The organism is Rhizobium sp. CCGE 510 (assembly GCF_000292525.1).
Taxonomy (GTDB): domain Bacteria; phylum Pseudomonadota; class Alphaproteobacteria; order Rhizobiales; family Rhizobiaceae; genus Rhizobium.
Map to the genome: position 1 here is coordinate 1 of NZ_AEYF01000054.1, position 20,135 is coordinate 20,135.

The 20,135-nt window shown below is 55.1% G+C and carries 14 protein-coding genes and 4 pseudogenes; 12 read left to right on the forward strand and 6 right to left on the reverse strand.

All coding sequences use genetic code 11. From position 1 onward, the window contains the following. From RCCGE510_RS30735 to RCCGE510_RS30755, 4 genes are all read right to left on the reverse strand, one after another. Nucleotides 1–471, reverse strand: a 471-nt coding sequence (locus RCCGE510_RS30735) for an IS5 family transposase (protein ID WP_037080504.1), incomplete at its 3' end; no start/stop codon positions are given. A gap of 45 nt (nucleotides 472–516) precedes the next feature. Next, nucleotides 517–1,011, reverse strand: a complete 495-nt coding sequence (gene speD, locus RCCGE510_RS32960; RefSeq protein WP_007636960.1) for an adenosylmethionine decarboxylase — start codon at nucleotides 1,009–1,011, stop codon at nucleotides 517–519. Then, on the reverse strand, nucleotides 992–2,548 hold the full coding sequence (locus RCCGE510_RS32965) for a radical SAM protein (RefSeq protein ID WP_240539728.1): 1,557 nt from the start codon (nucleotides 2,546–2,548) through the stop codon (nucleotides 992–994). Before RCCGE510_RS32965 ends, speD begins: the two co-directional genes overlap by 20 nt. A gap of 1,013 nt (nucleotides 2,549–3,561) precedes the next feature. After that, a complete protein-coding gene (locus RCCGE510_RS30755; protein WP_007636966.1) occupies nucleotides 3,562–3,999 on the reverse strand; it encodes a hypothetical protein in 438 nt (145 codons plus the stop codon). A gap of 1,284 nt (nucleotides 4,000–5,283) precedes the next feature. On the opposite strand from RCCGE510_RS30755, the gene RCCGE510_RS30760 reads away from it, so the two are divergent. The 4 genes and pseudogenes from RCCGE510_RS30760 to hemN all read left to right on the forward strand — a co-directional run bounded on the left by RCCGE510_RS30760 (nucleotide 5,284) and on the right by hemN (nucleotide 9,498). After that, nucleotides 5,284–5,982 carry a nitrogen fixation protein NifQ gene (locus RCCGE510_RS30760; protein WP_007636970.1) on the forward strand — a complete coding sequence of 233 codons (699 nt, stop codon included), beginning with the start codon at nucleotides 5,284–5,286 and terminating at the stop codon, nucleotides 5,980–5,982. An 884-nt stretch (nucleotides 5,983–6,866) separates the two neighbouring features. Continuing rightward, nucleotides 6,867–7,760, forward strand: a complete 894-nt coding sequence (gene nifH, locus RCCGE510_RS30765) for a nitrogenase iron protein (protein WP_007636849.1) — start codon at nucleotides 6,867–6,869, stop codon at nucleotides 7,758–7,760. 106 nt (nucleotides 7,761–7,866) lie between these two features. After that, nucleotides 7,867–8,064, forward strand: a pseudogene (locus RCCGE510_RS30770) (nitrogenase); the annotation flags it as partial. An 87-nt stretch (nucleotides 8,065–8,151) separates the two neighbouring features. Then, a complete protein-coding gene (gene hemN / locus RCCGE510_RS30775) occupies nucleotides 8,152–9,498 on the forward strand; it encodes an oxygen-independent coproporphyrinogen III oxidase (RefSeq protein ID WP_081525821.1) in 1,347 nt (448 codons plus the stop codon). Between the two features lie 656 nt (nucleotides 9,499–10,154). Here hemN and RCCGE510_RS30780 read toward each other — a convergent pair. Then, nucleotides 10,155–10,733, reverse strand: coding sequence for a hypothetical protein (locus RCCGE510_RS30780; protein ID WP_007636976.1), 579 nt, complete (start codon nucleotides 10,731–10,733; stop codon nucleotides 10,155–10,157). Nucleotides 10,734–10,863: 130 nt separating this feature from the next. Beyond that, the gene (locus RCCGE510_RS34260) at nucleotides 10,864–11,538 is read right to left on the reverse strand and encodes a hypothetical protein (RefSeq protein ID WP_007636978.1); all 675 of its coding nucleotides are present in this window, start codon (nucleotides 11,536–11,538) and stop codon (nucleotides 10,864–10,866) included. Between the two features lie 185 nt (nucleotides 11,539–11,723). Between RCCGE510_RS34260 and RCCGE510_RS34265 the strand changes: the two are divergent. The 8 genes and pseudogenes from RCCGE510_RS34265 to nodD1 all read left to right on the forward strand — a co-directional run. Further along, nucleotides 11,724–11,918, forward strand: a pseudogene (locus RCCGE510_RS34265) (hypothetical protein); the annotation flags it as partial. A 32-nt stretch (nucleotides 11,919–11,950) separates the two neighbouring features. Continuing rightward, nucleotides 11,951–12,330, forward strand: a pseudogene (locus RCCGE510_RS30790) (transposase); the annotation flags it as partial. Between the two features lie 335 nt (nucleotides 12,331–12,665). Then, on the forward strand, nucleotides 12,666–13,076 hold the full coding sequence (locus tag RCCGE510_RS36110) for a hypothetical protein (RefSeq protein WP_007636981.1): 411 nt from the start codon (nucleotides 12,666–12,668) through the stop codon (nucleotides 13,074–13,076). A 788-nt stretch (nucleotides 13,077–13,864) separates the two neighbouring features. Then, complete coding sequence (locus RCCGE510_RS30800; protein ID WP_007636983.1) at nucleotides 13,865–15,922, forward strand: carbamoyltransferase; 2,058 nt, start codon at nucleotides 13,865–13,867, stop codon at nucleotides 15,920–15,922. Nucleotides 15,923–16,596: 674 nt separating this feature from the next. Then, nucleotides 16,597–17,548 (forward strand): annotated as a pseudogene (locus RCCGE510_RS30810) (IS481-like element ISRel12 family transposase). A 20-nt stretch (nucleotides 17,549–17,568) separates the two neighbouring features. Further along, nucleotides 17,569–17,784, forward strand: a complete 216-nt coding sequence (locus RCCGE510_RS30815; RefSeq protein WP_007636985.1) for an FkbM family methyltransferase — start codon at nucleotides 17,569–17,571, stop codon at nucleotides 17,782–17,784. A 591-nt stretch (nucleotides 17,785–18,375) separates the two neighbouring features. Next, nucleotides 18,376–18,708 (forward strand): hypothetical protein, encoded by a 333-nt coding sequence (locus RCCGE510_RS30820; protein ID WP_007636986.1) that lies wholly within the window; start codon nucleotides 18,376–18,378, stop codon nucleotides 18,706–18,708. Nucleotides 18,709–18,874: 166 nt separating this feature from the next. Continuing rightward, nucleotides 18,875–19,819 carry a transcriptional regulator NodD1 gene (nodD1, locus tag RCCGE510_RS30825; protein ID WP_007636987.1) on the forward strand — a complete coding sequence of 315 codons (945 nt, stop codon included), beginning with the start codon at nucleotides 18,875–18,877 and terminating at the stop codon, nucleotides 19,817–19,819. Nucleotides 19,820–20,135: the final 316 nt, after the last annotated feature.

Sequence of the window (20,135 nt, forward strand, 5' to 3'; positions counted from 1 at the left end):
CACGAAGATCAGAAATCCAAGCGTATCGGTGACAATCTGACGCTTGCGGCCCTTAATCTTCTTGCCTGCATCATAGCCGGATATTCCGCCGCTTTCCGTGGTCTTGACGCTTTGGCTGTCGATAATCCCTGCCGTCGGTTGCGCCTCCCGTCCCTCGATTTCCCGCGCCGCCATCACCAGAAGCTGGTTGATGCTCTGCCACAGTCCGATCGCGCGCCAAGCATAAAAATAACCGCGCACTGTCGAAACCGGCGGAAAATCGCCCGGCAGCATGCGCCATTGGCAGCCGCTCGAGGCGATATAGAGGATCGCCTCCACGACCGAGCGCATATTCATCGTCCGACGCCGCCCGACACGACGCGCTGGCGGGATCAGCGGTTTGATCAACGCCCATTCCCGGTCCTTCAAATCACTTGGAAAACGAAGCACGTCTCGGTTATGCTCACGGCGAGCGATAGCAGTCCAGCTCATCGAAACCCCATTTGATTTAGCACCAATAGGAATCACAACTGCCTGTTATCGCTCAACTTCTTTTAAATCGGGCTCTAAGACATGTTCCACCTCGATATCGGAGAATACTTTCGGTTGAAGCGCTTCCACAATATTAGGATGCGTTATTCTTGTTCCAAGAAGACGCTTGTGCTCGCTAATATCGATCCGAGATGGGCGAAATACGTCGCGCAACGCGGTGATACTCGCGTACGGGTCTAGCGAACCACAAAAAAATACGTCTATCGCGACCATGCGTTCTTCGTGCCAGGTATTTACGCAAATGTGCGATTCAGCGAGAATTGCGAAGCCCGTGACGCCCCCATCTTCGCTATATTTTCTATAACTCGATTCCAACATCGTTGCGCGGCAGTCATGAACGGCTTGCGCTACCGCCGCCTCAATCGCTTCAGCATTTCCCGTATTTTCTGCGTCCCACATATCGATAAAGAGATGGGTTCCGGCGCATACTCGGTCTGAGCTAGGGTAATTTATTCCGCCTTTAGGCGCTCCGTTCAGCATATATATGCTCCGCTTCTTGCTTTTGCATTGGGTGTGCAGGCGGCATAGCCATGATCTCCGTGGTGGCTTGAAGAATATCCTTTACCGAGGCTTCGTCTGGGTTTGTACCGCCGGCAATTGGATAGATCTCAGAGGCTTCGCCAAAATTCCTTAACAACGACAGCATGGGACCGGGCGACACCGCCCAATCCAAATAGGTATATTCATTCCCCTGAACCGTGTTTCTCAAAGGGTGTTGGACGGCCCAGTTCATGCTGATTGTGATCAGAGAGCCCGTTTTCCGCCAGCTTTCTAAGGCCGAAAACAATTGCTGCCTTTCAGCAGCTCCCTCGCCCATGCCAAATAGGAGGGATACCCCAACCTTGATTCCGGCTTCGGACAAGATCTCAACTGCTTTGTCCGCGCGTTCCATCCACGAACCCTTCTTGGTGGCGATGTTCTTGTGAAGACCTCCAACAAGTTCTGGGCGCGGTGTCTCGACCCCGATGAAAAGATATTCCAGGCCCATGCGGCCTAGTCTTCGTGCAAGGGCTGGGTTATTAATGATTTGGTCAATGGTCGCTTGTCCGCCAAGCCGCACAGGATTTTCGAGTGGGTCGAATACCTTTTCAAACTGAGCTACGAGGGCCGAATTCCATCCAAGAAGAGTTGAGTCTTCAATGAACGCCGAGACAGGAAAGTTTTCGCCGTAATCTGCCTTGACTACGCGGTGGGCTGCTGCGAGCTGGCCGCATAACCGGTGGGGGCTTGTCTTGAACTGTCGAGGAGGCCCGACAACGCTGATCCTCTCACTGCAGAAGATACAATCATAGATACATCCACGCCCGATGTCGCTGAAGACGTGCGCGGTAGGCGCGCCACCAAACACGTCAAAGCTAGTTGTAAGTCCGAACATTTCGGCTGGGGATGGCATCCCATTATAATCGAGCGGCATGCCCGAAGAGCACACAGTGTGGACCTGATCGTCCATGATTGTGCCGGCGATCCAGTGCCCCGGGGTGGTCGTCAGGTGGCCCAATGAGAATTTCGCCTCCCTTGGCAAAAAACCTCTTGCTTCCAAGGAAGCTACGACGCACCCAATTTCCGCGATAAAGTGTTCACCATCTCCGGAGAGCACGATGTCGAAACAGTTGGAAACTTTTCCGTCAGCAATTAGTCGCAGAGGGGATGCTAGATGATGTCTTACACGATTTTCGTCATCCCGATATATTGTTTCGGTGGCGTGGCGACCGCCAAGAACGATACAAACGTCATCGCCTAGAAACTCTCTGATGTATTTCGCTGTCTCAATCGCACCACGGAAGCATATCGACATCGCTCCTATGAGAACCAAATTGGGCCGGACCCGGACTAATAGCGGCGTTAGCCTTCGCTGCACATCGTCCATGTCAGATAGCAGAAGCGTTGATTGTCGCCTGTCACTCCTGGTGCCGCGCCAATTGCTTTCGCCCCATGCACCTTCCGCCTTGGATGCCAGTGACGCAGCATATCTGCAGGCATTGTAGAGGCTTGCCGGATCGGCGCTTGATAATGCCATTTCGCCCGCCTCGCCGTGAGAAAACTGGGGGGCAGAACACGCGATTACACGTAAGCCCACGGGCTTCCTCCACTATCTATAATATTTTTTTGAAATGATTCGGGCGGTTAAGCGATCCTTTCTTCGGTATTGGACTTGGTCGTATCCGATGGCATAAGTATTGATACAGCAAATAGGATCGTATAACCGCGAAGCACGCAGAATACACCAAGTGGTAATGCCCGGTATATTTGATAATCCGTCCTCCGCCGAAATTGCCTTAAGGGGTGCGCCGTTTACGCCTTGGGTCAAGCTGGGGGACGTTGGACTGCTCAGTTTCATCGCGATCACGTTTTTGTGGCTGGTCTGCCTGCCGAGTTCCTGAATGTATCGACCTGTCGCTCTCGCGCGTGGGCCGGAAGGACATAAATAGCAGGCTCAAGAAATAGATGACCTGAAGGAAAAACGAAGCCGCTAAGGTTACGGCGAACGCTTTGAAGATGGAAAGCGAGGCAGCGTAAGCCGAAACAGCACTGGTGCACGTGACCAGCAGCAGGATGCAAAAAAAGGTTCTAAAGGGCAAGGTCTTGCTCCCCGTTCGTTCGTCCAATGATTCAACTGCGTCAACGCCGACGATTTCGCCCGATTCGTCCACCCTATGAACGTGCATGACTTCGCCGTGAGCAGGCGTTGAAACAGCGTCTGCAATCAATGCGGGCTGCGCCGTCGACAGCGATCAAATACTTCGGCATTCAGCTGGTGCCATAGGTTGCCAAAAGCCGGGTAAGCGCGAATACGCCAAAGTGGCGACTTCTTCCTTCGCGGCTTCCAACTCGGCAAATGCAATGAATGTCTTCCGCCCTTCAGTGTTGACCTTGTCCAGTGGAACGGGAGGCCTTCGGCAACGTAGTAAACGCCGCAATTTTGAGGCGTCAGCTTTCCGTTTCTCGTGCCCATGGCGCCACGCTCGCGGACTCTGAGCGAACCGGCGCGATAGAGTTCATTCTCGCGGATCCTATCATTCGTCATTGCGCTCATAGGAGCACCGGGGAGCGGCGATCAATACGCACTTGCAAGCTTTCCAGTGCGCCCGCAACGATGAGGCCCTTGTTCACTACTCGGTCCATCGGAACAAACACAGGATCAAGCACCGGCCGGCAACATTCAAAACGTCGCGCGGCTTCCGTCATCATTATTGACGGCGAACGATAAGGTTTACTACCATCGCCTCCCAAAAGCGCTATTTTCCCGGCAAGAGGGATCGGGTACCCGTCAAAGATCGTAAAGGCGGTTAACCCAGCTCGCAAAGCTTCTTCCCCAACAAATAGCGAGTGCATGTCGTCGAAGCGGATCATCTGAATAAGATCACTGCCAATTAAACCGGAGATCGATGCAATGCTGTTGCGATCAGGGAGCTCAGCGGCGCGAAAGATCGCACTTTCCGACTCCAACAGATACACAAAATTTTCCATATCCTTGCCTTCTAATTTCTTGAAAAGAGCCCGTGCCCAGCTGCTTTTGGCTGGAGCGAAAGCGACTTGTCCATCAACTCGGGATAGCGACAACGCGCGGCAATATGCAGATTTCAGTGTGCTGTGTAAATGGTCCTGCGCCAATTCGGTTCAGCTTAAACCAAGCTTGGCTCCGGACGCGGCGCTCCGATAGCGATCATCATGTTGTATTTATTGTGATATTCTGATTGTCATGTTTTTATTCCGGCACGCCCCTATACAGAATTCGCGCCAAAAATGTACGCGACGATGTTAAACCGCGGCGGCCGCGCAGTCGACCAGGGCGGGTTCAGCAATCGAACGTGGCGGCCATCGGCGTCGCCGCTCGTATGGCTCGACATTTGTCCCACTTTTGCGGAACGGAATCCCGACCTTGGGCAGATTATGCAAACGAGTGCGTGTTCCAGATTTGACGAGATCTTTACGTTGTACGAATACCCGGCAGAATTAGAAACCATCTCCCACCGCTGCAGACGCGAGCGCCTGAACTCGAAGCTGACGAGTGGAGCTTCTATCAATGCACTCCTTACGACGTTGAAAGCAGAAAGAAAATCTGCAATCGGCGAGTTCCATCCGAGCATCACGACATTTGGCTAGCGCAACCGGGGCAACAGCCGCGCTCACTGTTGGCTTACTCAAGTGCGCTGAGTGCCGCGGTCGCGAATTCGCCCTCGGTCCCCAGGCGTTTTTGGTGCCGCGTTTTGAGCGTTATTCAAAACGAAAATGATGACATCCAATCAATCTATTTTTCCTGATTGGCGACCTTGGTGCATGACGGAGGTGTCTAACCAAGGAAGCCGATCGCGACCGCAGCGGAGAGCGTACAAAAATGCAATAGATAGGAAGCGGCAGATTTTATTGCGTATCCCGGAGAGATACTGGCGCCGCCTTGTTGCTCGCTATGGCGGCGGCCTTCGGAGCGCGGCGAACAGGCCCGATCTCCAACTACTCTGAGGACTATAGAAGAGACATATGGATAACTCTATCGGCTAACGCGTCTTTGCGCAGGCGTTGATCTTTGATCTTCGCTCGGATTGCTGCATTCAGACTGCTCGATCGGCGCCGCAGATTGAAAGCCTGCGTTTGTCCGTTTGGCGACCACTGGAGACGGGATCGCCTCCCCGCTGCACGGGCGATCGAGGCTTCAAGTGTCACTTGCTCAAGCTGGCACAATCTTTGAATGTTCGCCTTCCGAGGGCCAAAGCAGCCAACTGAATTCGATTTTTGGAGAAAGCGACGAAGCGCATGCCAAATGTGCATCACATCGGGGTCTCGACGGTAGCGGACGCAGCACGTCAAACCAGCATAGCCGTCGACCACTGCGACGATTGCCAAACACTCTATGTCAGCCGACCATGCCAGATGGGTCTTAGGTTATATTTTGATGACTATGTGCTCTTCCGCGTTTTTTCGCGCGCACTTGAAGAAATTGAGATGGGGATTGTCACCGCGACCGAGGCAACCGGCCTTTCGCTTAGGGAGCTGCGGGATATTCCAACCCGCAGTTTCCCGGCAAGGCTCATCCGCGCCTTTGCCCTGCAAGAGGCGAGTGATTGCGTGCCTGATGCGGAGGAGCAACTGTTGCGCGATATGCTCCTAGCGCATGTCCGGCCAGGCGACCCTGAGGGCGTGCGTTTCGCTAAGATCATTGCGCGACGTTCCATGCGTGAAGACCACCTCTGGCGGGATCTCGGCTTGCCTGACAAGACCGAACTTGGCAGATTGCTGTTCGCGCATTTTCCGGCGCTGGCGGCAGGCAACACCAACAACATGAGGTGGAAGAAGTATTTTTACCGCAAGATTTGCGAAGCTGAAGGCTTTTCCCTTTGTAGCGCTCCCAGCTGCAAGGAATGCGGCGATTTTAATGAATGCTTTCTGCCTGAGGAAAGCGGAAGTCTTTCTGGAGCGGCAGAGTTCGTCGGGCGCCAGATCTTGAAAACGTGAAGGCCCCAGATGCAACCTAGCGGGCTTGTCCGGCGACGTTGAACCGAGAACGGGGATCCTTGCTCCCGATATTTGCGACTGTGCGGCACGCGCAAATGCCACTTCCTTAAAGATGAGCGGTGATGTCGTCGTCGGATGGTGATCATCGGGCGATTTTGATAGCACCTACTAAAATTGCCATAAGCTCTTCGCCGTATTCGACTACGCGATCCACAATTTGTCGGAGCTGAGCGTGCGCCTGGAAAAAAGCATCCGCGACTAGCGCTTTTACTTGATACCTTGCTCACGATCTTTGCTGTAGCCTTCGAGCATTTCCTCAGAATCTGACCCGCTGACGATCGAAACCGGCTCTGTTGTCAATCTCAGCCTATGGCGAAACAATCCGGCCGCAAGACTGCAGCTGCCAAGCTGGCGGCATTCCTCCTATGTGTTCATGGAGACAGCATAACAGCGAGTTTGTTGTACGCGACAATCTCTACTGTGCCTTCATCTGCGTTCTGCTGATCATCCGGCCTTAATCTGACGCGTGGTGCGAAGCCGATCGGCCATCAAGATGGTATCGATCTGTTTGGCTCTACGACTTGCACACTACTTCTGTCCCTTCGCTTGGGATGTAGGGATACGGACGACATTTGTTGATCTTTGACGCTAGCGATTTCCAACCGACAAAACCTCACAGCCGCTTCGTCCAGTTTGGCGGCTTCGGGACAAGAGTTTGTCGAACCCGCCTTCGAAAGTTTGGAATTAAATAGCTGAAGATCAGCAAACCAACTGTTTTATATGCTGCTGCCCACATGGCACGGGTTTTGAAGATTGCCATGGGAGGCGGCGCGAGCTGCCGGCCTTTTACTCAGCGATGGATGGAACGAAAGAAGGAAGGCGATATGTCAGATTTGCGTCAAATCGCATTTTACGGCAAAGGGGGGATCGGCAAGTCCACCACCTCCCAAAATACGCTCGCAGCGCTTGTCGACCTCGGGCAGAAGATCCTGATCGTCGGATGCGACCCGAAAGCCGACTCCACCCGGCTGATCCTGAACGCCAAAGCACAGGACACGGTTCTGCATCTGGCAGCGCAGGAAGGTTCGGTGGAAGACCTCGAACTCGAGGACGTGCTCAAGACCGGCTACAGAGGCATCAAGTGCGTGGAGTCCGGCGGTCCGGAACCGGGCGTCGGCTGCGCCGGGCGCGGCGTCATCACCTCGATCAATTTCCTCGAGGAGAACGGCGCTTATGACGATGTCGACTACGTCTCCTATGACGTGCTTGGCGATGTGGTGTGCGGTGGTTTCGCGATGCCGATCCGTGAGAACAAGGCCCAGGAGATCTACATCGTGATGTCCGGCGAGATGATGGCGCTCTATGCCGCCAACAACATCGCCAAGGGCATCCTGAAATATGCCCATTCCGGCGGCGTGCGGCTCGGCGGCCTGATCTGTAACGAGCGCCAGACGGACCGCGAGCTCGACCTCTCCGAGGCGCTGGCTGCCAGGCTCAATTCCAAGCTCATCCACTTTGTGCCGCGTGACAACATCGTCCAGCACGCCGAGCTCAGGAAGATGACGGTGATCCAGTACGCGCCGGACTCCAAGCAGGCCGGGGAATATCGGGCGCTAGCCGAGAAGATCCATGCCAATTCGGGCCAAGGGACCATTCCGACCCCGATTACCATGGAAGAGCTCGAAGACATGCTGCTCGACTTCGGCATCATGAAGAGCGACGAGCAGATGCTGGCCGAACTACAGGCCAAGGAGTCAGCGGTGGCTGCGGCTCAATAACTGCCGCTGTCGACAGGACGCGCTGGCCCTTGAGCCAGCGCGTCCTTCCACGAAAGACGCTTCGTCGACGACGACATAACCCGAACCTTGAAAGGGGCAGGGGCCCATGAGCCTTGATTACGAGAATGACAGCGTTTTGCATGAAAAGCTCATTGCGGAAGTGTTAGCGCAATATCCAGACAAGGCGGCAAAGCGCCGCAAGAAGCACCTCAGCGTCGCAACGAGCGGCGACGAGCCTGGCGATGAGCCGAAGGCGCTTTCCGAATGCGACGTCAAATCGAACATCAAGTCCATTCCGGGCGTGGCACGTGCCCAATAGGACCCAGCTTTCGAGGGAAAAAACGTGTCAAATATTGAATGTGAACGTGACACGGACTGCAGGCGAAAGTCTGTGCGCGCACCGTCGTCGATTTTCGTTCCGAACACAAATAGCGGGGCGCAGTTGCCTTGGTATACTATCTACCCAACAATACAGGAGTTTTCTCCAGAAATCGGCGCCCACACTTATGAGCAATGGCTGAGAAGCCAGGGAACTGATGACGCTGTCTCGCTCTATCTCCACATTCCATTCTGCCGCTCGATGTGCTGGTATTGTGGTTTTCCGACTAGCATCACTCGTCGGGATACTTTGATAACCGATTATCTAGCAATGCTGCGCGAGGAACTCCGCCTGGTCGCCGAGCAAGTGCCGCAGGCACTCTCCGTGGGTGACGTGCACTTTGGCGGCGGATCCCCGACCATTATGCCATCGGCAGACTTCCTGTCGCTAATGGAACTCCTGCGCGGCCGTTTTGCGCTTGAGCGAGGTGCAACCATTGCCATTGAGGTCGACCCGCGCACGTTCACCACCGATATGGCCGAAGCCCTAGAAAGAGCCGGTGTGAATCGCGCAAGCGTCGGTGTGCAGAGCTTCGATCCCGTCGTACAAAAAGCGATCAACCGGATTCAGAGCGAGGCGCAAGTGATGACCGCCGTCGAAAACCTCCGCCTGTATGGGGTCAGGCGTATCAATTTCGACCTGATGTTCGGTTTGCCGAACCAAACCGTCCAGTCCTGTCTAGAGAGCGCAATGTTAGCTATTGCGATGCGTCCCGACCGCCTCGCGGTTTTCGGTTATTCCCACGTTCCATCTTTTCGAAAAAATCAGCGCTTGATTGACACCGCAGCACTGCCCGATATAGCCGCGCGAGCTGAGCAGGCCTCAGCCATGGCCGATACGTTAGTTGCAGCAGGCTATCTGCAAATCGGTCTCGACCATTTTGCTTTGCCGGATGACGAGCTTGCAATAGCACAGAGAGCTGGTCGTCTGCGCCGCAATTCGCTTGGTTACTCTGCCGAAACCTGCCCAACTGTCATCGGTTTGGGCGCGTCCGCCATCGGTCGTTGCGGCGACGGTTACGTTCAAAACGATCTCACGCAAAGCTGTTATAACCGACACATAGCATCCGGCCGCTTGGCGATCTCAAGGGGCTACCGTTTAACTACCGAGGATCGCGTAAGAGCTGCAATCATCGAACAGCTCATGTGCTACTTGGAGGCGGACATATCAGCAATCTGTACGGCCCAGGGATTTGATCAGACCCATCTAGTGAGTTCAGCTAAGCAGCTAGAGATTCTGGCTGAGGACGGGATCGTTGAGTTTGACAACGGTTTAGTCCGTGTGCGGCACGAATGTCGCTCTGCCCTTCGCCATGTCGCTGCCGCGTTCGATGCTTATCTTGGCCGCCAGCCCATCTAGACTGGCAAACGGAGGGCCTTAGAGTGATCACATAATCGAGCTCGAGTTCGTCGAGATGTTAGGCAGGAGGCAAGCCCCCAATTGCTCGATTTAAATCGATCGCTGAATTCGAAGTCCATGGCATGTGTCGGTCTCGATCGCGTCACAGTTCAGCTCTCGCCACTGCCAAAGAAATCCGCCGTCAGATCGTGAAAGGTCTGGCGCAGAACGGCTTCACCGGCTCGGTTGCGCGCGCCAACTTGAAGCAGGCGACACCTTCGTTCAAAGCGCCGGACCAGACGCCCGGACAGTTCAGCTTGACGTCACCAATGCGGCTTCGATTGCGCAAGCGGCGGAGACGCGCATCAAGAAACCTGCGGCAGGCTCGATGTCCACGGTGGCGATCGAGCGCGGTTAAATGCCTAGAACATGGCCTAAACACGCTTGTCGTCGATCTCGACGAAATGGGACCGTGCTTGGAACCCAGTTATTTGTCCTACCCGTACACAGGTGATGCTGCCGCTGGCTCCGCGAAGCACCGGCGGCAAGAACCATCAACATGCCCAGGGCGACAGGTTGCCTGACGCTGAACAATGATCCTTCGACGTGGCCTAGGAGAACGCTTTCAATGCCGTCACTTGCAATAAACCGGGCTCAACGTGTTGCACTGCGACAGGTCACCGTTCAAACCGCTCCAGCATTGTTCTCAACTGCGCGTTTTGCAGCCTTAGCTTTCTGGCTAGCTGCCCCCTGAGCACCCTGATGTCTTCGTCGAGGCTCATCTGGTCCGCAGTGTGAATTGCCGGGGCCGCGTTTGCAATCGCGGCTGATGCCTTCTTACGCGGGGCGACCTCGAGAGTTCGCACGAGCTTCGTAGCATCATGCCCAGCGACGATGTCGGTACCAAGCTCGCCGAATGGAGGTGGATCAGCCGCCTCAACGATTTTGGCGTCTTGGCCGTCGACCTGATCGTGGCTGCGACGAGAGATGGCCTCGTCAGTCTCGTTCATGCCGATACCGATTCCGACTTCTTTGGAAACAACAAACTCGGTGGAAATTGCAGGAGAATGGCCGTGACGGGGAAGCCCCTCGCTTGCCGGTCGAACGGCGCTAATCAGGCTCTTCTCGGCAGGCGTTTCGGTCGGACCGGCAATAGCCAACGGGTCCGGCGTAACCTTTTGGTCCGAGCCGTTTTCTCGCTTTTGTTCGCGACCCGGTGAGATCAGTCGGGCAAGAAGTTTCCAGGGAGACGCCATCTATCTGACCTCGCGTTTTATCCCGCAAGCAGGCAGTGAGTTTTAGGTCCGGCAACAGCATTTACCGTTGCCGAATTGTTTGTCTCGATAAGAGTGTAGATACGGCCGGCTAAATGACCGGCTGCTTATATTAATCGAGCTTGAGCCGTTTGCGCAGATCTTCATTTTCAGCGCGAAGTTTTTCAGCAAGAAGCTTGCGCAGTCGCTGATTTTCTTCTTCCAACTGCAAAAGGTCTGCCATCTCATCGATCGCCGTCATCGGGGCGGCCGGCGCTGTCTGCACAGCTTTTGGAGCGCGGCGCATAGGTGCACGTTTGGCGCTCGCCGTGGCTTCGATCGCCTTTGTCTTGCGCCCTCTCCTCTTTACACCACCGGCCCCGGCCAGAGCAGCTGCTGGCTCTGCCGTAGCGTCAGCGGACGCGGTCTCGAGTGCCGCGGCTTTTTTGGCGCGCGGTTTGCGCTGTTTCTTCGGCGCATTAGGCGTTTCGACAACGGTCTGTCCATCGACATTGGTTGTCGTATTAGTCTCGTCGGCCATGCTCATCTCCTGTGTATCTGATGCAGTTGTCGACGGGCCGAGAGGCGCTGTCAACAACTGCTCGGCCTGATCTTGTTCCGGCAAAGACATTTCGCTGTCGGGTTTGTCACTCTGAGAGCTACCTGACAGAGCAGGCAATGCCTCTTCCTCTAGATCGCGCGCGACTGACTTTAGATCCACATTGCCCCAGATCGAGTTCGATCTGGTATCGAGTTTTCGCCTGCCGTTCTTGTACTCGACGGCAAAACTGCGTTGCACTTTTTTCAATATAAGAGGCCTTGGAGAATCCACGGGGTGGCTGATGTTATGCTGGAACGGCACGAATAGCGCCTACCGGACTTCCAGTCCATACCCACGGACTAGCCTGCGGCCAATTTTTTAGCCCCGCGTTATTTTTTTGAAGTTACCGCGCCTCTGCCGATTTATCGTCGCCCCCGGGGAAGCGCTCGCGCATCCGCCACCGCATCAAGGCAAGTATCGCCGCAGAGGCCTCGGAAGTACTTTCCGATGATGAAATCGTCGCTTGGCTGAAGGAAACCGGCATCAGCATTGCGCGCCGCACTGTCACAAAGCATAGGGAGGCAATGGACAGCCAGAGCTGGCTCGGGGAAATCTGCACAGCTAGGATAAGTGGAATTTCTGCCTGACTTCGGCTTAGATGCCGGGAACAGGAGAGACCATGACGAGACGACCGCGCCGGAACCACAGCCCGGCTTTCAAGGCAAAGGTGGCGCTTGCCGCCATCAGGGGCGAGCAGACGCTGGTGGAATTGTCCCAGCAGTTTGACGTGCACGCCAACCAGATCAAACAGTGGAAAGACCAGCTCCTTGAGGGGGCGACAGGCGTTTTCGGTGATGAAGCGAAGGCGGAACCGGCGGGTCCAACCGTGGATGTCAAAACACTGCACGCCAAGATCGGCGAGCTGACACTGGAGAACGATTTTTTAGCCGGAGCGCTCGGCAAGGCGGGATTGCTGGGCGGAAAGAAATGATCGACCGCGAGCATAAGCTATCCGTCGTGCGCCAGGCGAAGCTTCTCGGCTTCAGCCCTGGCAGTGTCTGCCCTCCTCCGTGCAACACCGCCGCGATGTAACGTACGGCTTCAATGTCGATCGAAGGAGTGCCCATGCGGGGCCGGTCAGACTTCCTCTGGTCCGAAGCAACTCTTGAACTCGTCGCACTCCATGCAATTCGAGGCGGTACAGTGGGAAAGCCTCATCCGGCGACATCTGGGCGAAAGCGATTTGTTGGGAGGGAAATCGGACTGGGGTCAGCGGCGAAGACCGCCTCTATATTGCAAACGGCAGCGTCAGGCCGGCCGCAAACCTCTTAGTCGCAAATTCCGACTATATCGAAGTCCTGACCGATATCGATACTCAGAGCCCGATCCCTGAAGTGGTGAAGGAGCGGCGCACCAACCCAAACTTCTCCTTCGGCTCGCGCTTCAACGACCAGATGCTGCGCACTTACGCTCGGGAAAATGATGAAGCGCTTGGCCTACGTTTCGCGGCACTCGCTGCGGCAGTGCTCACCAAGACCGAACGCCGTTTCCTTGCAGCAGGCGCGGCTATCACGCTCATCGACGTGCCGAGAGAACACGCGGCTTGGCTTTGTCGGCTGAACAAGGTTAGCGAAGGAGTGTTGCTTATACGACTAGACACGAGGAGTTCGTCGGTCGAATGTCGCAGGCGGATCTGCCTTAACACGGCCGCCATTGAGAGAAGGATGGGGGCGCCACCCGCTTCACTGCTGAGTCACGCCATCTTTTTTATGGATGCATTCCATCCAAACAATCGATTTTACTAATCGAAACGGTTGCCATTAGAAGACGCTGAAGAAGCGCTTTGTAAAGCGATAATTCGGAGTTCTTGAAATGGGTCCTCGGGTGCCGTGCAGACTGTGCTGGGAAAACGGCCTGGGGCAGTCCGTCTGCTGCCTGTCTCGATCGTTATCTTGCACTCGACGTGATCGGCCAGAATCTTGGTCGTAGCTTCTCGACGTTTCAGCGGGCTCTCAAGGGACGCACTTTGCCCCGGTCGATGCCGCCTCCTATTCGTCGAGTTTCACCGCGCGCGCTGGTCATCTTTCTACTGCTTCCCCTTAAGGAACACGCGTTTTGCACATTGAGCGCAGATTGGTTCTCACACCGTGGCCGCCGTTCAACGTGATTATCAATGGCGGTCCCACCGCCAGGGAGCTGAGTTCGGTACTGGCGCATATGCGGGTGATGGAGACCGGCGGCGGAACTCTGTTTGCTATGCCTCGGAGCCAACGCAGGCGCACTAGCCGTTGCAAGGACACGGTCTACGACCTTTGCAGCGACGACCAAACGTCGTTGATTTTCCCTTGTGGCTGTCGGGCGGAAAGATGAAGGACTGGGTAATGTGGATACGTAACGCGGCGTTACTGCCGCAAATGCTTCGGTCTGGGTTTCTGATAGCGCCGATTGTCGGCAATCTCACCGATCCGGTCACGATCTGATTTCGGCTTCGGCCCGTGAGCTCTCGCTGCACTGTCAAGCACCACCTATGAAACTACGAAAGCCGGTGGCCAGGCCAGAGCGACCTACCTTTCGAAACGAACTGGAGAGCAACATGCTGTGTCTAGGGCTCAGTGGCGGTCTAAGCAGAGTCTACGAAAATTCGTTCGATCTACCGAACACCTTTATGCACGATGGGGCTGCGGTTCTCGTTCGCGACGGCCGAGTGATAGCGGCGGTCGAGGAGGAGCGCCTTAACCGGATCAAGCACTCCAACAAGCTACCAACGCGTTCTGTTCAATATTGCCTCGCATCTGCAGGTGTTCACCTTAACGACATAGACCGCATCGCGTATTATGCGACCGAGGCCTATTGCAACGCTGTGCTCGAGCGCGTGCGCCTCTCTCACCCAAGCGCCCCAATACCGGATGCGAGGCTGTTGTTGTGTGGATTACTCGGGCAAGAATTTGGTGCCGAAATTGATCCCTCACGTGTCTCCTTCGTGAGCCACCATATGTCGCACGCCGTGAGCTCGTTTTTCATGTCGGGCTTCGAGCGAAGTCTGGTCCTCTCAATTGACGGCGGTGGGGACTTTCTTTCGGGGCTTTTGGCGGTTGGTTCCAGCACGGAGATTGAGCCACTCGTGGCATTCCCGGAGAACGATTCTCTAGGGCTGCTATACTTGGAAACGATCCGCTTCCTAGGTTATGGCGCGTTCGATGAATATAAGGTCATGGGACTCGCACCCTACGGTAATCCCGCGTCATACCGCGCGATCTTCCAACAATTCTACGAACTCCTAGACGACGGTGGTTACCGGGTCTATCTCGACCGAGTTGGTCCCACGTTGCTCAGCAACATCCAAATACGCCAGAAAGGCATGCCGTTCACGCAGCAGCATAAAGATGTGAGTGCTTCACTGCAGGAAGCACTGGAACGGATCGTGTTCCACGTCCTACGGTATTACACCAAGGTTACCGGCATAGAACGACTGTGTTTGGCCGGAGGAGTGGCTCACAACTGCACTTTGAATGGCAAGCTGCTGTACTCGGGGATGTTTGAAGACATCTTCGTTCAACCGGCTGCCCATGACGCTGGCTGCGCACTAGGCGCCGCATTGATGGCGTCTCATGATCTGGGGCATCCGGCACCTCGTGAGCGTTTGCAAAACGTCTATTGGGGACCCCACCTGGGGAGCGAAGGAAGCGTGGAAGAGGAACTTGTTGCTTGGGGCCAGCATCTCGACATTGAACGCAGTGATGACGTGACAGGCAAAGCAGCAGAATGGATTGCGGATGGCGCCGTGATCGCTTGGGTGCAGGGACGTTCGGAATTCGGTCCACGGGCGCTGGGCAACCGAAGTATTCTTGCTGACCCGAGGCCGGCCTCAAACAAGGATCGAATTAATATGATGGTCAAGAAGCGGGAAGGCTACCGCCCATTTGCTCCCTCGGTATTGGAGGAGGACGCCGCGAAATTCTTTGATCTGCCGGGTACCTTGCGGGAATTTCCTTTTATGAATTTTGTAGTGTCTGTGCGCGAATCCAAGCGTAGTTCGCTAGGCGCCATAACGCACGTAGATGGTACGGCTCGTTTGCAAACGGTGTCACGCGAGACAAATCCCGCATATTGGGACCTAATCAATGCTTTCGGGAAGCGAACCGGCGTTCCGATCTTGCTCAACACGTCGTTTAACAACAATGCAGAGCCGGTAGTGGATTCGGTTAGGGATGCCGTAACGACTTTTTTGACGACTGACCTGGATGCACTTGTGATTGGTTCATTTCTCGTCAAGAAGCGAACCTCAACGATGGAGGAGTGGAATAAACTAGCCGTTTCCTTGCCGCCTTACGCAAGTCTCCATCAAGTGCGTACATATTCCACCCTGGATCGGCAAGAGACTGTTTGCGAGATCCGCACAGGTCCCTCCAACCAGCCGGCCGTGCCTATTTCACCGGAATTGTTTGAACAGCTAATTAGGATTGAGGGAGAAGCCCTGGTTGGCGACATTTTGGATGGAATCGCGGCGGATTCAGGTAGCCGTGAAATCTTCCTCAATGAACTGAGGCAGATTTGGGGGCAGCGGTGCATATGCTTAAGCCCGGTACGCGGCCGCAGATCACAGGAATCCGTCCCCGCTGAAGCCTCGGTAACGAGTAGGCTTTCAGCATAGCTTGTGATCGCTCCGTTACGACAAACGATCTAGCGAAATAACAAAGCCTGAGACCGATAATGCCCCGTGCCCACCTAATCGCACCGCGAAGCGTCAACAACTAAGTCGAAAGGAAGTGCCAAATGGACATGGCTCCATGTCAGCGATATCCTGCCCGACCTCGCAGCAGGGGCACGTCGAAAACTTAAGGAGACTCTGATGGATCCGGTGTGTGACTTAAACGTACATCGACAGATCGTTTCGCTTCTGGATAAGCCTGACCCTGTAATCTTTGACATCGGGTGCAATGACGGAAGCGATGCTCAACGCTTTCTGCGCCTTCTTCCGGGCGCCCAGCTCTATTGCTTTGAGCCAGACCCCAGACCCGTTGCACGCTTTAAGGAGAATGGGTTCTCATCGGGATCGGATGAGGCTATCCGAAGTTGCGATCAGCGACCGAAACGGAATGATCGAGTTTCACCCCAGCAATGGAAATGGCAGCGCTAAGGGAGGGGATCTCTCGGGCTCGATACGCCGTCCCAAGAACCACCTTTCTGAGTATGCGTGGGTTCGGTTTGACCGTCCGATTTCCGTTGAGACGAGAAGGCTGGATGACTGGTGCAGCGAAGCTGGCCTAGGTGTTTAGTCCCGGCATTTGATGGTGCATTATTTTCCTTGGCATGGAGGGAAGCACTATGGGCCAGGTTCTACACGGGAGCGCCACGACGACAGAGGCAATCCGTCGAGCAATACAAAATAGTGAAGAGAGCCTGAGAACGCTTTCGAAGCGATACGGGATCAACCAGAAGACCGTAGCTAAATGGAAGAAGCGGACATCGTTGGCCGACCTTCCTACAGGCCCGAAGGCCCCACACTCGACGACCCTTTCCCTCGAAGAAGAGGCCGTCATCGTCGCCTTCCGCCGGCATACATTGCTGCCGCTCGATGATTGCCTCTACGCTCTTCAGCCGACCATCTCACATCTGACGCGATTCGTCGTTGCACAGGTGTTTGCAGCGCCACGGCATTTCACGTCTGCCGGAGGTCGGAGGCGACAAGGAGCCGAAGAAGAAGTTCAAAAGCTATCCGATCGGCTATTTCCACATCGATATTGCCGAGGTGCAGACGGCCGAGGGCAAGCTCTATCTCTTTGTAGCAATTGACCGAACATCCAAGTTCGCGTTCACAGAACTCTACACCAAAGCCGGCAAGATGAATGCCGCCCAGTTCTTGCGCAATCTGATCGCGGCAGTGCCCTACACCATTCACACCGTTTTGACCGATAATGGCATTCAATTCACCAACCGAGCTTGTGATCGAAATGCCTTCCAGCACATCTTCGACTGGGTCTGCGACGATCACAGCATCGAGCATCGCCTGACCAAGGTGAAGCACCCCTGGACCAACGGACAGGTCGAGCGGATGAACCGAACGATCAAGGAAGCGACCGTCAAGCGCTTCCACTACGACGATCATGCGCAATTGAAAAAACATCTGGCCGACTTTATCGACGCTTACAATTTCGGGCGCAGGCTCAAGACGCTAAAGGGCCTCACGCCTTACGAGTTCATCTGCAAACAATGGACTTTCGAGCCAGATCGATTCATCATCGATCCGATCCATCAAATGCCGGGACTAAACACCTAGAGAACATCGATCTCATCTGGATGGATGTGCAAGGAGCCGAGGCCGACGTTATCGCCGGGGGCAATCAGAGCCTGCGAAGAACGCGCTACATATATACTGAGTATAGTGATCAGGAGCTCTATGAAGGCCAGCTTCCCCTGCGCGCCATTCTTGAGCTCTTACCTTCCTTCCAGATAGTAGTTGAGTATCCCCGAGGAGTGGAGGGTGACGTTTTGCTCAGAAACACGAGCCTATAGCCGTTTCGATCTCCCTTTTTTGCAATTCATTTCCGCCGCCGGTTAGCAAAGTGAACCAATCCTCCCTCGACCTTTGCCGCTTGGATACATCGAAGAGTCCGATGAGGCGAAATTTAACCGAGTCCTCTGGGATGATAAGCGGGTTATCATCACAGTATCAACCGGGCATGACACCGGCAGATCTTTAGGAGGTCCATAAGGGATTCCTCGGTGTCACTCCGGTGCATGCGGCGCCCTTTGCTATCCGGGATGAAGGGGGATGGCGGCAAGGACATGCGCAAGACCACCGAGGATAGAAGTCGCGATGGGGTGAAAAAGCACCGCCGAAAACAATGGGTTTGGCGGACACTTGGTGGTTCGGGCTGGCAAGACGTCGTCTACATGCATCAAATGGATGACTCGCATTTAAACAATAGATTTCACCAATTTTCGCGGATGCTCCATAGACGGCCATCTCCACTCCCCGGGTATGATCCGTTGAAAGGCTCTCGACCAATCCAACAACACCCGTAGCCCCGAAGTACCGGCGGCGGGAATGGCATCAATCCTACTTGGTGTCGCCTGGCCTTAGCCAACGAAAGGAAACGTCCCATGAAGGTTATTGGCTACCACGTCGTCGTCGCCGCGTTGCTCGCATTGACATTGCAGGCCGGGCCGTCATTTGCAGCAGATGATCGTGACCAAGAATCCGGCCCGTCGATAAGTGACCTCCGCGCAAACCAGACCGGTGCTGACAAAACCCATTCAGCAGAGCACACTCAAGACTGCAATTGCCAAGATGCGCCTGCCGAAGAAGGTGAATGCTACGAGTGCGTCTTACCCCCCGAAGTACATATTCAAGACGCCGAAGTCATCGACGTCGCAGACCGCAACCTATATCCGCGGAAATCACTGCTACTCGCCAGAATGATCAGGCGCCACTGAATCGTGTCGGTTGAAGATAGCAGTAAGACCATTGAAGCCACGGCAACTGGAATGTCAATACTTTCCCAATTTTAGGCGACCCTTTGCTTTTTGATCTCTCTCGGCGCCGCACCGCGAGACCGAGCCTTTTCACCTTTTCTCTCCCCACCTCGCTACGGATGAAGACATGCGGTTCAAGGGCCTTGATCTGAATCTCCTCGTCGCACTCGACGCCCTGATGACCGAGCGTAATCTCACGGCGGCGGCGCGCAGCATCAACCTGAGCCAGCCGGCCATGAGCGCGGCCGTCGGCAGGTTACGCACCTATTTCAATGACGACCTTTTTACCATGGTCGGTCGCGAACTCGTTCCAACCCCGCGTGCGGAGCGGCTCGCGCCTTCGGTCCGCGAGGCTCTGCTTCACATCCAGGTCTCGATCATATCCTGGGATCCGTTTAGCCCGGCTCAATCGGATCGCTGCTTCAGAGTCATCCTTTCCGATTACACCGCACTCGTTTTTTTTGAAAAGGTCGTGAGGCGTGTCGCCCGAGAAGCGCCCGCCGTCTGCTTCGAGTTGCTGCCTATCGCCGATAACTACGATGATTACCTGCGGCGCGGCGACGCCGATTTTCTCATCTTTCCGGAATTGCTGATGTCGCGCGCACATCCTAAGGTGACGCTATTTGAAGAGACCCTCGTGTGCGTGGGCTGCCGCTCGAACAAACTACTCTCGGAGCAACTTACACTCGAGAGGTATATGTCGATGGGACACGTTGTGGTGAAGTTTGGGAACGCCCGGACGGCTTCCATCGAGGAATGTTGTTTGCTTGAGCACGGGCTTAAGAGACATGTCGAAGTAGTCGTGCAGGGCTTCAGCATGATTCCGTTCATGCTTTCAGGGACCGAGCGCATAGCGACAATGCCCTTACGCCTAGTCAAGCAGCTCGAAAAGACAATACCCCTGCGGATCGCTGACCTTCCGCTACCGTTGCCCGCGTTCACACAGGCCCTCCAATGGCCCGCCCTTCACAATAGTGATCAGGCAAGCCTCTGGATGCGGGACGTGCTATGTCAGGAAGCATCCCGCATGCCCTCGCCGAATGAGGTAATGAGACGTCTCAGGATTTCCTAGCATTCTTTCGTGGTTTTGTCGTTCGGCGTGATTCATGGCGTCGGAATGAGGAGCCTCTTTGAGACGCCGCCGCTACAGTCTCAAGGATGATCGATCGTGTCGCCGCTGGCCCAACAGCCGCGCTGACTGACGACCAAGCATGGAGGAACTGGACAGATGCTCTCCTACCCCCGCCGTTCAACCACCAATGAAACAACCTCCTCGACAGTTTTGTCGACGACGCAAGTCGAAGGTTCACGCAGCTCCAATCGACATTAGCAAGGAGCGGCAAACCAACCCCTAATATGGGACGGGTTCACCACATCCGAGCCGTGGC